Raw genomic sequence first — 15,357 nt, 5'->3', positions numbered from 1 at the left:
GCTCGAGGAACTGGCGGTCGATCCATGCATGTCTGGGCCTTGGTGTGACTCAGGCGAAAGAGATCACGAGTTTCTTGCCGCACGCGGCGGCATACTTGCGTAGCGTATCGATCGACGGCGAGTGCTGGCCCGTCGCGAGCGCGCGTTCGAGCCGCGTGACGGCAGGCGCCTTCGTGCCCATTCGCTCTGCCACATCGGCTTGCGAAAGACCGGCGGCTCGCCGGGCGGCCAGCATTGCGTCGAGCAACGCGAATTCCTCGCGGTTCAGCCGTTCATATTCGGCACGTACCGTCGGATCGGCCAACGCGCGCTCGCGCAGTGCCTTATAGGTTGCCATATCGAACCTCCTTCAATCGACGGCGCGCGGTTTCCAGCGCCTTCTGCGGCGTTTTCTGCGTCTTCTTCACGAAGCAGTGAAGCATGACGATTCGCCGGTTGACGACCGCGCAGTAAAACACACGGGCGATACCCTCCAGACCCTTCAAGCGCATTTCATACAACCCGTCGCCCGTCGGCCTGGTGTGAGGTTCGCCCAGATTCGGGCCGTACTGCTCCATACGGTCAGCGAGTGCGAAGAACCTGGCGGTCAGCGTCTTCGGTAACGCAAACACGCCTGCCTCGATCTGCTCGCTGAAGAAATGGATTTCATACGCGACGGTTCGCATAGTAACAAATATGTTATTTCTTTGCAAGAAGGAGCGCCGTCGTGTTTCTCATGAGGGCGGCTCGTCGAATGCACGGAAGCACCGGAGAAACGTGCGGACGTTTCTCCGGTGCTTCGTTGCTGATGTGCGAGCCGGATTGTTTGCCCGTGGCCTGAATTCGACTAGTTATCCGAATGGATATCAGGCCTGCCCGTGTGCTTCGGGAGGGGGCGAGATCAATTCCGCCCCGCCACCGCGAGCCGTGCCGCGAGCCCCACGAACACCGTGCCGAGCAGATATTGCGGCAGCTTCGACGGGCGGCGGCGCGCACCGATCCGCTGGCTCAGTCGGCTCGCGGAGAGAATGACCGCGCCGTTGACGACGATCCCGATCAGGTTGAGCACCGTCGCGAGCACGAGAATCTGCACGGCGATCGAACCGTGCTCGGGCCGCACGAACTGCGGGAACAGCGCGAGCACGAACAGCGCCATCTTCGGATTCAGCAGGTTCGTCGTCAGGCCCTGGCGGAAGATCGTCGCGGTCGAGTGGCGCCGCTGCGATGCAACGGGCGACAGCGCGGTCGCATCCGAGCGGAACGTCCTCCATGCGAGATACAGCAGATACGCTGCGCCCGCGAAGCGCACGGCATCGTAGGCGATCGGCACCGCGACAAAGAGCTGCGACAGCCCGAGCGCGGCCGCGAGCGCGTGGCAGTAGGTGCCGGCCTGAATGCCCGCGAGCGTTGCGAAACCCGCGCGCCGTCCCTGGCTCACGCTACGGGACGCGATCAGCAGCATGTCGGGGCCCGGCGTGGCGGTCAGCGCGAGACACGCGCCGGAGAACAGTGCGAGCGTGGAAAGGTCGATCATGGGAGTCCCTTTTGCGTGAGCGACGTAAAAAGGAATGCCAGTTTAGAAGTGCCGCTGCAGGTGGTCAACCGTGCTCGCGCCAGGATTTGGCCGATAGCCGACTGGCTTCCATCCTTTCGATAAAACCGAAGCCGTCTTTACCATTCGTACGCATCGTGTGGCTACACCAGCAATTAAAAATTTAGTCACGAAATTTCGTACGTGATCTAAATACATGCGAAATGTCTGTCTGTAGCATTCGGCACTTGAGTCAAAGCTGGCAAGTGCCTTGCCGGTAAGGTCCGAACGTATTCCATGTGGGTAGATCATATGCAAGTCGTCGATCGCCGTCGGGGCGGCATCGGTAGCGTCGAAGCGATGCGATCGCACGATGCCGGTTCGTATGCGGCGCCGCGTGACGTCGGCGTGGCTCTGCGGGGCCGACACGCATTGTGCGTGGCACTGATCTGCGGCGGTGTCGCGGGCCTGTTCGAGCCGGTTCATGCGCAAGTGCCGGACGCGGGACGAGCGATGCGAGACATCGAGACACCGCGTCCGGAGTTGCCGCCGGAAGCCGCGCCCGATCTGACGACGGCGCCGTCTGAAGATGCCTCCGAGAGCGCGCCCGAGTCGGGGCCTCGCGTGCTCGTTCATGCATTCGCGCTCGACGGCAATACCGTGTTCGGCAGCGACAAACTACTGCCGCTCGTTGCCGATCTGGCCGGCAGCACGCTGAGTTTCGCCGACCTGCAACGCGCCACCGGGCGCATCACTGCCTACTATCGTCGCCATGGCTACGTGCTCGCGCGCGCCTACCTGCCCCGCCAGGACATCGACGACGGCGTCGTGCGTATCGAAATCGCCGAAGGACGCTACGGCGCAATCACGATCCAGAACCATTCGCGCGTGCTCGGTGCCGCGCTGCGCCAGCCGCTCTCGGCGCTGCATCCGGGCGATGTCGTACGCGGGCCCGATCTCGAGCGCAGCTTGTTGCTGCTCGACGACCTGGCCGGCGTCAGTGCGCGCGGCACGTTGCGTCCGGGAGCAATGCCGGGCACCACCGATCTCGTCGTCGACGCCGACAAAGGGCCGCTCGCGTCCGGATCGCTCGAATTCGACAACTTCGGCGACGTGGCGCTCGGGCGCTACCGTCTCGGCGGCAGTGTCGACGTCAATTCACCGCTGCGGCTCGGCGATCGCCTGAGCCTGCGCGGGCTCGTCAGCAACGAACTGCAGCGCTACTACCGTGCCGCTTACCAGGTACCGGTCGGGCCCGCGTCGACGCGGGTCGGCGTCGCGTATTCGTCGCTGCGCTACCGGCTCGGCGGCGCTTTTTCCGATCTCGAATCGCAAGGCCGAGCGAGCGTGCAAACCGCGTACGTCACGCAGCCGCTCGTGCGCGCGCGCAGCGTGAGCGTCAGCGCGCAGGTCCAGTACGAAAACAAGAACCTGCGCGACGACTACGGCATATTCGACATCCGGCGCGACAAGAACGTCGGCCTGTGGACCTTCGGCATCAGCGGCAACAGTCAGGACAGCTTGCTGGGCGGCGGCCGCAACGGGTTCTCGGTGATGTTCGGCATCGGACGGCTGCGCAGCAACGATCCGTTCGAAGCGGACGAGCTGAAGAAGTCGATCGGCAGCTTTGCGAAGCTGAATGTGAGTGCGCTGCGCGTGCAGGCGCTGGGGCGTCGGTTCGAGTTGTACACGCAATTCAGTGCGCAACTCGCGTCGCGCAATCTCGACGAATCGGAGAAATTCAGTCTCGGCGGCCCGTACGGCGTGCGCGCGTATGCACTCGGCGCCGGCAGCGGCGACCAGGGCTGGCAGGCCAGCGCCGAGTTGCGTTATCTCGTCGCGCCCGGATGGCAGGTCAGCACGTTCGTCGACGCCGGGCGCGTGCAGGCCGACAAGCACCCGTGGGCGCGAGGGCGAAACATGCAGCACATGCAGGCCGGCGGTGTCGGCGCGAGCTGGTACGGTGCGAAGCGCCAGGTGACGTTGACGGCTGCGTGGCCGCTCGGTGCGGCGTTCGGTTCGCCGACCCGCGCGCCGAGCGTATGGGTTCAGGCCGCTCAGTATTTCTGAGAACGCGTGATCGGTCCGTCTGGCAAGGCGGGTTTTCTACAATAAATTAAAGAGGATACCAAAATGAACAAGGCCTATTCATTGGTATGGAATGAAGTGCAGGGTGGCTGGTGCGCAGTCGGGGAAACGGCGCGCCGTCGCGGCAAGTCGGGCGGCGGCAAGCGCCTGCTCGCGGCGGGCGTGTCGCTGCTGGGGTTGGCAATGGCGTCGGGCGCATACGCGCTGCCGACGGGTGGTGAGATCAAGTCGGGTAACGCGAACATCGATACATCGGCGGACAACAAGACGATGTCGATCCACCAGCACACGGACAAGCTGATCACGAACTGGCAGGACTTCAGCGTGGGCGGCGGCGAGCGGGTGTCGTTCCGGCAGCCGACGAGCCAGTCGATCGCGCTGAACCGGGTGATCGGTGCGAACGGCAGCCAGATTCACGGTCAGCTGGACGCGAACGGGCGCGTGTTCCTGGTGAACCCGAACGGGGTGATGTTCGGCGCGGGTGCGCAGGTGAACGTGGGTGGCCTGGTGGCGTCGACGCAGAACCTGTCGGACGCGGATTTCATGGCGGGCCGCTACCGGTTCGCGGGCACGTCGGGCCAGTCGGTGGAGAACGCGGGGACGATCGCGGCGGCGGACGGCGGCAGCGTGGCGTTGCTGGGCGCGCGAGTGTCGAACACGGGCGTGATCCGCGCGCAGATGGGCCGCGTGGCGTTGGGTGCGGGCAATGCGTTCAACGTGAACTTCGACGGTAACGGGTTGCTGAACCTGCAGGTGGAAGGCGGAGCGGTGGATGCGCAGGCGCACAACGGCGGGCTGCTGAAGGCGGACGGCGGGGAAGTGCTGATGACGGCGCGCGCGGCAGGCGATCTGCTGGGCTCGGTGGTCAAGAACAGCGGCACGATCGAGGCGAAGGGCCTGAGCAGCCGCGCCGGGAAGATCACGCTGGACGGCGGCCAGGTTCATGTCGGCGGGAAGCTCGACGCGAGCGCGCAGGACGCGTCGACGGCGGGCGGCACGGTGACGACGCGCGGCGAGCGGGTGGTGGTGTCGCGCGACGTGCAGGTGGATACGCGTGCGGCGTCGGGCAAGGCGGGTCTGTGGGCGATCGAGGCGGCCAACACCGCGGTAGGCGGCAACGCCGACGCCGCGATCGACGGAGAGACGCTGTCGCGCAACCTGGGCACGACGAACGTGGCGCTGACCAACACGTCGGGCGACCTGACGGTGGGCGACGCGGTGAGCTGGACGAGCGACAACGCGCTGGCGCTGACGTCGAAAAAGGGCAACGTCGACCTGAAGCAGTCGCTGACGGCGAGCGGCGCGAACGCGGGCGTGACGGTGAACGCGGCAAAACAAATCCGGCTCGGCAACAAGCTGACGCTGACAGGCGAAAACGCGAGCCTCGCGCTGAACTCGGGCAGCGGCCACACGCTCACGAACGACGATGCGGTGGTCACGTTGTCGGGCCGCAATGCGTCGTTCTCGGCGAACGGTGAAGCGTATCGGGTGATTCACGATCTCGCAGGGCTGCGCAGCGTCGAAGGCAACATGAACGGCCGCTACGTGCTGGGTAATGCGATCGACGGCAAGGGCGCGCAATTCCGCAGCCTCGGCGGCAGCAGCGCGAGCTTCGGCGGCGTGTTCGACGGTCTGGGTAATACCGTGCGCAACCTGTCGGTCACGAATCCCGGCGTGGCGCTCGTCGGGTTGTTCGCAGCCAATACCGGCCGTATCGCCAATCTCACGCTTGAAAAAATCACGGCGCGGGCATTTGCTCCGGCCGGCGGTTCGCCCGTCAGCGTCGGCGCATTGGCCGGCTACAACATGGGCGAGATCTCGAACGTGAAGGCGAAGGACGTTCTGGTCAGCGGCAGCGGTCGTGCGATGGTCGGTGGTCTGGTCGGCAGCAACCTGAGCGGACGGATCGATCGCGCATTCGTTTCCGGTCGAGTCGAAGGCGACAAGGATGCGATGTCCGTCGGCGGTCTGGTTGGAGAAAACCTCACTGTCCTGTGGCCGAATCGCGGCGACGCGATCATCAGCAACAGCCGCGCCGACGTACAGGTCAGCAGCCAGTCGGCCGGCAACACGGGCGGTCTGGTCGGTTTCAACCGCGGCGTCATCACGGCGTCGACGGCAGCAGGCAGCGTCACCGCCATGGCCCGCGGCGCGCGTGTCGGCGGTCTCGTCGGTTTCCACGAAGGCGGGAGCATCAAGGCATCTTTGTCGTCCGCGAGCGTGCGGGCCGGCCATGACGCGACGGCAGGCGGCCTCGTCGGCTACAACACCGCATCGATCGACGCCTCCGACGCGACGGGCAGCGTGACCGTGGGCGACAACGCCAAGGCGGGCGGCCTGGTCGGGGAAAACCTCGGCAAGATCGCTTCGTCGACGGCGGGCGGCAATGTCGTTGCCGGCAAGTCGGCTATCGTCGGCGGGCTCGTTGGCGTCAACCGTGCGACGATCCTGGCGTCGATGGCGAACGGCAGCGTTCAGGCCGGCAACGCCGCGGTGGCGGGCGGGCTCGTGGGATATAACGCGGGCACGGTCAGCGCATCCACCGCGAACGGCGACGTTTTGGCGGGCGCCGACAGCGAGCTGGGTGGCCTCGTCGGCCGCAACGGCTTCCTCGGCGAGGTGATCGCATCGAGCGCGCACGGCAACGTGAACGGGCGCGACAACGTGCAGGCTGGCGGCCTCGTCGGCTCGAACCTGGGCAAGGTGGACGGTTCGTCGGCCAACGGAACGGTCAAGGTCGGTGCGCAGAGCCAGGCGGGCGGTCTCGTCGGCGGAAACTACGGCACCGTGACTGCTTCGTCGGCAGGCGGCGACGTATCGGCCGGCAATAACGGCATGGCAGGCGGTCTCGTCGGCTTGAATGCCGGTTCGGTGGCGAGATCCAAAGCAAGCGGGGCCGTGAACGTCGCCGGTACGGGCAAGGCAGGCGGCCTGGTCGGATTCAACATGGGCCGCGTGTCGTCGTCGAGCGCGTCGGGTGACGTCGTTGCGGGCGCCGATAGCTTCGTCGGCGGTCTGGTCGGCCATAACTTCATGGACGCATCGATCGATGCATCCGACGCTTCCGGTTCGGCGAAGGGCGGCGACGGCAGTTCGGTCGGCGGTCTCGTCGGCGACAACGACGGCAAGATCGCGTCGTCGTCGGCGTCGGGTTCGGTGTCCGGCGGGCGCTATGCACGGCTGGGCGGCGTAGCCGGCGAAAACTTCGGCAACGTCGATCGTTCGAACTCGAGCAGCCGTATTGCCTACACGGCCGGGTACGACCAGTTCTACGGTGGGCTGTTCGGCGTCAACTTCGGCTGGATGAGCGGCAATAGCGTGAGCGGAAGCGCGGCGACGGTGCAGCTCGTGGGCCTCAATCTCCGCTAAATCGGGAACTAATCGGTCCCGTTCCGGGAGGCGGCGTTCGTTGCAGTGCCGCTCGCCTTCCGGGCACGTCGTGCCGTCGCGGCTTCGATTCGGCGCCCGTTCGGCGCAGGTGCCGGGCGGGTTGGCCGGTCGGCGATGGTGGTACGCATACCATCGCCGACCGGTCGTCGTCGAAACGATGCCTTTCAAAGGTTCTTCACGTCGATTCGTGAAGAACCTTTTCTTTTTGGCGGCGAGCCTAGCACGCCCGCGGAATCGTCGGAACAGTCGCTATTCGCGTCGGCAGTACGCGTCAAGGTGGCAGCGCGATCGGAGCTATCTCCCAAAAAACTTCAACTCATTGCATTGCCCGAGATGTTGGCTCGCCGAACGCTCATTCAACGCAATGCGGAACAAGCGACTCAAATTTGCGGCATCAACTTTCGGTCAAGTCCGAAAGTATTTCTGCATTATGTGTGACGTGTACGAAATGGTTCATTCGATGAGGACGCCCGCGCGGGCCTTTGGCATGATCGGAAATCCCTCCTTTTTTCCAGGTGTTTTCCGAGACGATCACGGGGGCTGGAACGACGTCGTTCCGGCCGCGTTCGCGGTCGTCGCCGCGCGCCATGTCGCAGAGCCCGCTTCAATCCCTTCGTCGTTATCAGAGCATTTCGGTGTTCGGCGGCGGAATCGTCGTCACCGTCCTTGTCCTGATCGCTTGCGGTCTCGGGATGGCGTCGATCGTCTCGGGTTATGTCGAGGGGGCGCGGCGCAACTACCTGAATGGCCTGGAGCAGACGCTCAACGAAATCCAGGTGAGCGAAACCTCGTTCCGCAACGCCGTTGCGAACGCGCAGCTGATCTGGCAGGAGGCCAGCGACGCGCCGGCGGCCGTCGTCGACGAATTCTTCGCCAACGACCAACGCCTCTCGACCCGGCCGCATCCGTCACTCATCGTCGGTGTGCCGGCGCAAACCGGCAACCGCGCCGAAGTCGCGCGCTATCTGTCGCTGTCGGTCCTGCTGGCACGCATCTGCGCGGCCAGTTCGATCAATCGCGGGCGCACGCTGGAGGGCTACCACTACAGCGCGCGCACGGGATTGTTCGCGCTGATACCTCATCGGGACCGCGACGATCCGGCGCTGGTTTCGCCGGAAAGCCGCACACGCGTGCTGGACGCGCTGCGCGTCGATTTCGAGCGCCCGTATCCGGGCATCGCCGATGCGCGGCCTCATGTGCGGTGGCTGGCGCCGTTCACCGATCCCGTGTCCGGGCAGTCGCGCATTCGGCTCGCGGCCGAGGCGCGCGACAACGACAAGCCATTCGCGGTGCTCGTCACCGAATATCCGTCCGATTACCTGCTGTCCTGGCTTGCCGACTATCGCCCGGAAGGCGCGTTCTACATCACGACGGCCGATGGCCGGCTCGTCACGATGGATCCGTCGGCGCGCGATGCCGATCGCGTGGAAAGCCTGTTGAAGCTGAACCCGTGGCGGGGGGGCGCGTCGGCGTCGGGCGCGCCCGTGTTCCGCGATGGCTTCCTGTTGTTTCACGGCAAGCTCGAATCGACGGGCTGGACGCTTGCCTATGCGCTGTCGTGGACCGACATTGCGGCCGGCGTCGCGCGTTCGGCCGGTACGCTCGGCGCCGCGACGCTGCTCGCGCTCGCGGTCATGTGGGGGCTGCTGCTGCGCTTTCATCGGCGCGAGTTCGTGCCGCTCTACACGCGTTCGCAGCGTGTGTTCGACAGCGAAGCGCTGTGCCGCAGCGTGATCGAGATGGCGCCGATCGGGCTCGGGCTGATCGCGCGCGACGACGGGCGTTTCATGCTCGTGAGCCCTGCGCTCACGGACATGGTCGCGCGGATCGGCGGCGACTATCACGCGCTGTCGAGTCAGGTGGCCGACGCATGGCAGGCGCGCGGCGACGCAGGCGGCGTGTTGCACGACGACCTCCTGGTGGGGGGCGTGGAAGCCGCGCATCTGCACCTCGAATTCATTGCGTGCGGCGCGCGCTATCAGGGCACGGACGTGCTGATCGCCGCGGTCGCGGACATGACCGCCAAGCGGCAACTTGTGCAGCAGTTGGAAGAGGCCGTGCGCGCGGCCGATTCGGCCAACGCCGCGAAATCGTCGTTCCTCGCGGCGATGAGCCACGAGATCCGTACGCCGCTGAACGTGATTCTCGGCAACCTCGAACTGCTCGAGCGCTCGGCGCTCGATGCGACCCAGCATGATCGCGTGCACACGTTGCGCACGTCGGCGACGAGCCTGCTCGCGCTCGTCAGCGACATTCTCGACTTCTCGAAGATCGAGGCCGGTGCGATGTCGGTGGAATCGATCGAGTTCGACGTGATCGCGACGGTCGAGCGCGAGTTGAACGCGTTTGCGACGATCGCGAAAGCGAAGGGCGTACAGCTCTTCTGCGAGATCCATGCGAGCAGTACGCAACGGATGCGTGGCGATCCGACCCGGTTCGCGCAAGTGCTCCGCAACCTGCTGAGCAACGCGCTCAAGTTTACCGACGTCGGCCGCGTGACCGTGCGCGTCGCGGTCGTTGCCGAAAGGCACGGCACGCCGGAACTGGCGGTCGAGGTCGAGGACACCGGCATCGGCATCGCCGCTGAACATCGACGCAAGTTGTTCAACGCGTTTTCGCAGGTCGACACGTCGATCACACGGCGTTACGGCGGCACGGGGCTCGGGCTTGCGTTGTGCGACCGGCTCGTCGCGGCGATGGGCGGCTGCATCGAGGTGGCGAGCGAACCGGGCGCCGGCAGCCGTTTCACGGTACTTCTGCCGCTCGGCCTGGACATCGTCGCACTCGACCGGCCACGCACGGCTCACGCACACGGGCTGACGCTGATCGCCGCCCATCCCGGGTGGCGCGATTTTGCGTTGCCGCATCTGCGCGCATGGGGGTTCGGCGTCAGCGTGTACGACAGTCCGTCGCGTCTGCCGGCCGGCATTGCACGACGCGGCACGGTCATGCTGTTCGGCGATTCCGACACATGGTCGCACGCGGATCTGGCCAGCCTGAGCGATTGCGCACCGCTGATACTCGCGATACCTGACGGCCCGCTCGAACCGTACCGCGCGGGCGGCACGGTACGCGTATCGAGTTATTCGCTCGGAGGCTTGCGTGCTGCGTTGGCGCTTGGCGGCACGGTGGGAGACGAAAGCGGGATCGATGTCGCATCGGGCGATGACCCGCGGCGTGACGACTCGCACGCCCACGATCTGGCGCTGACCGAAACGTCGCGCGACGCGGCCGCGCAAGGCGTTCGCGCCTTGCGCGTGCTTGTCGCAGACGACGAAACGATCAACGGCTCGATTTTCAGCGAACAGTTGTACGCGCTTGGCTGTGCGGCAACCGAGGTCGGATCGGGGCGCGAGGCGCTCGAATTGCTGGCCGGCGACGACTGGGACGTGCTGCTGATCGGCGACGATCTGCCCGACATGCGCGCGCACCAACTGGCGGAAGCGGCACGCGGCGTCGATGCGGCGTGCGACGTACTGGTCGTGACGTCGCATTTGACGCCCGAAGGCATGCACCGCTACGCGGCAGCCGGTGTGCGACGCGTCTTGACGAAACCCGTGACGCTCAAGCACCTGCGCGGCGCGCTTGCACAAGCGCGGCAGCGTCGTGCGGCTACTTCGACGAAGGAGCCGTGCGCGGCCGCGTGCCCATCGGGCTCAACCAAACATGAAACGGCTTTGCATGACAAGTAACCAACAGCAGCGTACGCATCAACGCGTATCCAAAATAACAAAGGCAGGGTGCCGACGCACGTCGCGCGGCAGAGTTCAAATTAATACTGGAGGGGAACGCCGTGCGCCATGTAGGGAAAATATTCGCACTGTTGCTCGAATTTGCTGCACTCTCTGAGAAATCCCGCCGGGAATTCCTGACGATGATGAACGAGTTTCTGCTCATGTCTCCGGTTCAGCGGCGACGTGCGCTGATCGAGTGGAAAAATCGAGTGGATGACAAATCGCACGACCTGCCCGGCGATTCGAGCCACCGATAGCGCGACGTGTAGCGGCACGACCGCGCTGCGAGAGAGCGCAGCCGGACGCCGTCGCGGTATCCCGTAACAGCGCCGAACTGTTGCGAGTTTCGGCAAATCTGCGCGGCGCAGCCGTGCGGACAGGCCGTGCGCATCACGGGCACCGGCGCGTATCGTCCGCCGCGTGGCCCGCCCTGATTGCAGGGCGAACCGGGATTTATCTTAAAATTGAGTCACTATGAGTCCGGTGCGCCGATTGCGGCCAGCCATCGATACGATGGCGCGAGCGTGCCCCCCGTCGCAGCGGGGACCGGATGCGTGACTGAAAGCCTCGGGGAAACAGGAACATGGACGAATTCTTTGTGCGCGTGATGGTGGCCGACGATCATCCGGCGTCCGCGCTCGGCATGTCGCAGTCGCTGCAAGGTAACAGCACGATCAAGCTTGTGGGCACGGTTTCGAACTCGACGGACCTGGTTGCGGCGCTCGACGCGCAGCAGAGCGATGTGCTCGTGCTCGACTATGTGATGCCGGGCGGCAAGTACGGCGACGGGCTCGTGCTGCTGTCGTTCCTGCAGCGCCGCTATCCGGCGCTGCATATCGTGACGATCACGATGATCGACAATCCGAGCGTGCTGCGTGCGATCCACAAGCAGGGCGTGAGTTGCATCCTCAGCAAGTCGGACGCGATCTCGCACCTGATCGGCGCCGTGCATGCCGCATACGTCGGTGCGAATTACATGTCGCCGTACATCAAGCAACTCCTGCAGGACATCCAATCCGAGCCCGCCGCCCGCGCACTGACGACGCGCGAGATCGAGGTTGTCCGATTGTTCGGCGCGGGCTACACGGTGGGAGAGATCGCTGCGCAGCTGCATCGCAGCAAGCAAACCATCAGTTCGCAGAAGTCGAGCGCGATGAAGAAACTCGGGATCGTTCGCGACGCGGATCTGATCCGCTACAACGATGAGCAAAATCTCGCCGGCGCGGCTGACGACGATGCCTCGTCGACGTGACGCGGCGAGGGCCGGTTGACGCTCCGGTCGTTTCGGAGCAGGCGCCGCCGAAGTGACGCATTGCGTATGGATGGAGGCGCGCCACGCGACACGACTACCCTGTTTCCCAGGGAGCCGAGGCGCCCGCATCGGTGAATGATGCGGTATGCCCGGCCACGAGCAACGAGATCGAAACGACATGCCCGCAAAGCTGAAAAGACTTTTCTCGCACGGCGCGGTGGCTGTTCGCAAGCCATTCGAGCCGGGGCGCGTCCGGCGGCAGCAGCAGTTTCTGTTGTACGGCAGCGGCGCGGCGATCTCGGCGTTCATTCTGGTGTGCGCGACGCTCGTTTTGCTGCTCGACGTGCAGGAGTCGCTCGAGCGTTTCCGCGTCGAGTTTACGGGGCGCAGGGCCGAACTCGTCGCCGAGGTCGAAATCATGCGGGCGCTGCGGAATCGCTATGTCGAGGACATGGAGCTGCAGTGGGCCAGCGTCGCTGAAAATTCGCCGGGCCTGCCCGGGGTGCTCGCCGGCAAGCACGGCAAGCAGACGTTCGTCGGGCGAAAAGGGCGAATTGCGATCGCCGCATTCGCCGACATCCCGCCGGCCGTATCGGCGAACAGTCACTTGCCGTACCTCGCGCGCTATCTCGAGGGGGTTGAGGTGACAGGCGTCCTGCCGCCGCCGCAACCGGCCGATCCGGGCGGTTCCGCTTATCTGATCGATCCGAACGGCGATTTCATCGTTGCGACGGGGCATCCACTCGTGAAGCGGGCGCTTGCACTGCCAGCCGGTTTCGACGTGAGGGCACTCGTCGAGCAACTGCTGCCGACGACGAACGATACGGCCGCATCGACAGCGGATGCGGCCGTATTGACCGCGCCCGCCGTTCGTCGAAACGCGATTGCGCTGGACCGGCGATTCGATCCGGTGCTCGGGCGCTCCGTGCTGCGGATGGTGCAATGGGTGCGCGGCGCGAACGGCAAACCGGTCATCTGGTTCGTCATCAACAGCCTGCCGCTGATAGAGGGGATACTGCGCTCGCCGGGCGCCGGCAGGGAATACGCGCTGGTCGATTCCAGCGGAAATCTCCTGCTCGGCGGGCAACCCGATGGCGCGATGGTGGCCACTGCGCTCGAGCATGCGCGCCACGAGGCCGGCGAGCGAGCGGTCGCACATCGCGTCGGCATGAATTTCGTCGTCAGCGACCGGGTACCGAGATCGGACGAGGTGGTGATGGCGACCATCTCATGGCGTGCGGTTCTGAGCGACATTGCCTTGCGCGCGAGCTTGACGGTTGCGCCCGCGCTTTTCGCGATCGCGCTGCTGTGGATCGCAATCGTGATGTTCGACAGGCGCGCGCTGCGTCCTGCGAATCGGCGGGCGATTCGCCTGATCGAAAGCGAGGCGCTCAACCGGACGCTGATCCGCACGGCGCCGGCCGGGCTCGTGCTGCTGTCGTTCGTCGACGGCGAAGCCATCGTGCGCAACGACGCGCTGATCGCGTACGAGCGGGACGTGTCGGGCGAGCCGCTCGGCAAGCGGCTGTGGCGCGCGTACCGGGACGGCGCGCTTGCCGGCAACGCGCGTGCGCGCGTGACGCGGGAACTGGCCGTCGAGCGCGCGGGATACGGCACCGTCTATCTCGACGCGCACATCGTGCGTACCAAGTACCGCGGCATCGACGTGCTGCTGTGCACGCTGCTCGACATCACGGCCCGCAAGCAGGCGGAGGAGAAGCTGCGCGAGGCGCGCGAAGCCGCCGAGTTCGCGAACAAGGCGAAGTCGACGTTCCTCGCTACGATGAGCCACGAGATCCGCACGCCGCTCAACGCGATCATCGGTAACCTGGAGCTGATGGAGCGCGCGCAGATGGCGGCGCCGCTGCGGCGCCGGCTGGGGACGATCATGTCGTCGTCCGATGCGCTGCTGCGAGTCATCAACGACGTGCTCGATCTGTCGAAGGCCGAGTCGAACCAGATGGTGCTCGAAAGCATCCCGTTCGACCTGCGTCGTGTCGTGAACGACGTGGCCGCGATCTTCCGTCCGCTGGCGGATGCGAAAAACCTCGCGCTGACGTGCCGTATTGCACCGGATCTCGCCGATGGTTACGTGGGCGACCCGACACGGCTGCGGCAACTGCTGTCGAACCTCGCCAGCAACGCGATCAAGTTTACGAAGCGCGGCGGCGTGACGATCGACGTGCGGCTTGCGCAGCCGGGCTCGGCCGGTCGTGGCGTCGAAATCGCCGTCTGCGATACGGGCATCGGCATTCCCGAAGACAGCCTGCCGACCCTGTTCGACGTCTATATCCAGGCCGACGCGTCGATCTACCGGCGCTTCGGCGGCACGGGGCTCGGGCTGCCGCTATGCCGGCGCATCGTGGCGCTGATGCGTGGCGAGTTGAGCGTCGACAGCCGTCTTGGCGAAGGCACGACGTTCGTGGCCGAGTTGCCGCTGCCCGAAGCACCGTCCGGCTGGCGGGACGATGCGCCGGAACCCGGGACGTTCGCCGATGCTGCGCGCGGGTACGAAGCGGAGGTGAAGCCCGAAGGAGGGGCGGAGGCGGACGCGGACGCGGAGGCCGACGATGAGGAGCCGCTGCAAGTACTCGTCGCCGAGGATCATCCGGCAAGCCGGGCGTTGCTGCGCGACCAGCTCGACGCGTTGGGCTACGACGCGACGATCGTTTCCAACGGCATCGAGGCGATGCGCGCGTTCTTCGAGCGACCGTACGACGTCGTGCTGACCGATCTCGGCATGCCGGAACTCGACGGCTTCGCGCTCGCGAACTTCCTGCGCGAGCAGGGCGCGCGCGTGCCGGTGATCGCGATGACGGCGCATGCGACCGACGAGGATCGCAGGCGCTGCGAACAGGCCGGCGCGGTGGAGGTCGTGCTCAAGCCGCTGTCGATCGAGACGCTCGACGCGGCGTTGCGGCGGCATGCGGGGCGCGATGCCGCATCGCCCGCGCCGGCGCATGGGCAAGCGCCAGCCGCGCCTGCGATGACGGACGAGGTGCGGCGCACGCTGCGCGACGCGACGCTGCATTCGCTCGTGGCGATCGGTGATGCGCTCGCGAGCGGCGACGCCGATACGCTTCGCATCGAACTGCATTCGATGCGCGGCGGTTTCGCGCTGGCGGGCGACGTCGATGCGCGCGACGCATGTGCGCGCGCCGAACATGCGATGCGGGACGGCGGTCCGGAAGCATTGAAGCGCGTGTGGGATTCGACCGTGGAGGCGGTTCGGTTGGCACTCGGACGGCTGTCGACGGACGACGAGGCGGGCTCGCGTGTGTCGGGAAAATAGGCTGAAGTATTGACCGCCGGTTTTGGGCTGGAAGCCGTCGTGCTGCGCATCGCTAAATGAACATCCCGATAGCCGCCGCGCAGACACAGAT

Annotated in this window: 8 protein-coding genes; 5 read left to right on the top strand and 3 right to left on the bottom strand. The window is 65.6% G+C overall.

Annotated elements, in window-relative coordinates:
- Positions 1-49 precede the first annotated feature (49 nt).
- The 3 genes from ACPTTF_RS31840 to ACPTTF_RS31830 form a co-directional block, all read right to left on the bottom strand.
- Positions 50-337: a helix-turn-helix domain-containing protein gene (locus tag ACPTTF_RS31840; protein WP_423369639.1), complete on the bottom strand. Its 288-nt coding sequence runs from the start codon at positions 335-337 to the stop codon at positions 50-52.
- On the bottom strand, positions 324-665 hold the full coding sequence (locus ACPTTF_RS31835; protein WP_423369638.1) for a type II toxin-antitoxin system RelE/ParE family toxin: 342 nt from the start codon (positions 663-665) through the stop codon (positions 324-326). Before ACPTTF_RS31835 ends, ACPTTF_RS31840 begins: the two co-directional genes overlap by 14 nt.
- Before the next feature lie 215 nt (positions 666-880).
- Positions 881-1,513 (bottom strand): LysE family translocator, encoded by a 633-nt coding sequence (locus ACPTTF_RS31830; RefSeq protein ID WP_423369637.1) that lies wholly within the window; start codon positions 1,511-1,513, stop codon positions 881-883.
- 435 nt (positions 1,514-1,948) lie between these two features.
- Between ACPTTF_RS31830 and ACPTTF_RS31825 the strand changes: the two genes are divergently transcribed.
- From ACPTTF_RS31825 to ACPTTF_RS31805, 5 genes are all read left to right on the top strand, one after another.
- On the top strand, positions 1,949-3,580 hold the full coding sequence (locus tag ACPTTF_RS31825) for a ShlB/FhaC/HecB family hemolysin secretion/activation protein (protein ID WP_423369636.1): 1,632 nt from the start codon (positions 1,949-1,951) through the stop codon (positions 3,578-3,580).
- Between the two features lie 63 nt (positions 3,581-3,643).
- Positions 3,644-6,967: a filamentous hemagglutinin N-terminal domain-containing protein gene (locus tag ACPTTF_RS31820; protein WP_423369635.1), complete on the top strand. Its 3,324-nt coding sequence runs from the start codon at positions 3,644-3,646 to the stop codon at positions 6,965-6,967.
- Between the two features lie 608 nt (positions 6,968-7,575).
- Complete coding sequence (locus ACPTTF_RS31815) at positions 7,576-10,680, top strand: hybrid sensor histidine kinase/response regulator (protein WP_423369634.1); 3,105 nt, start codon at positions 7,576-7,578, stop codon at positions 10,678-10,680.
- Positions 10,681-11,305: 625 nt separating this feature from the next.
- Entirely contained in the window at positions 11,306-11,974 is a 669-nt protein-coding gene (locus ACPTTF_RS31810; RefSeq protein ID WP_423369633.1) for a response regulator, read from the top strand.
- A 178-nt stretch (positions 11,975-12,152) separates the two neighbouring features.
- Positions 12,153-15,266, top strand: coding sequence for an ATP-binding protein (locus tag ACPTTF_RS31805; RefSeq protein WP_423369632.1), 3,114 nt, complete (start codon positions 12,153-12,155; stop codon positions 15,264-15,266).
- Positions 15,267-15,357 lie beyond the last annotated feature (91 nt).

The sequence above is a fragment of the Burkholderia crassaminum genome, from assembly GCF_964265005.1.
GTDB lineage: Bacteria > Pseudomonadota > Gammaproteobacteria > Burkholderiales > Burkholderiaceae > Burkholderia.
The sequence above is the reverse complement of the archived record's forward strand: the minus strand, read 5'-3'. Positions and strand labels throughout refer to the sequence as shown.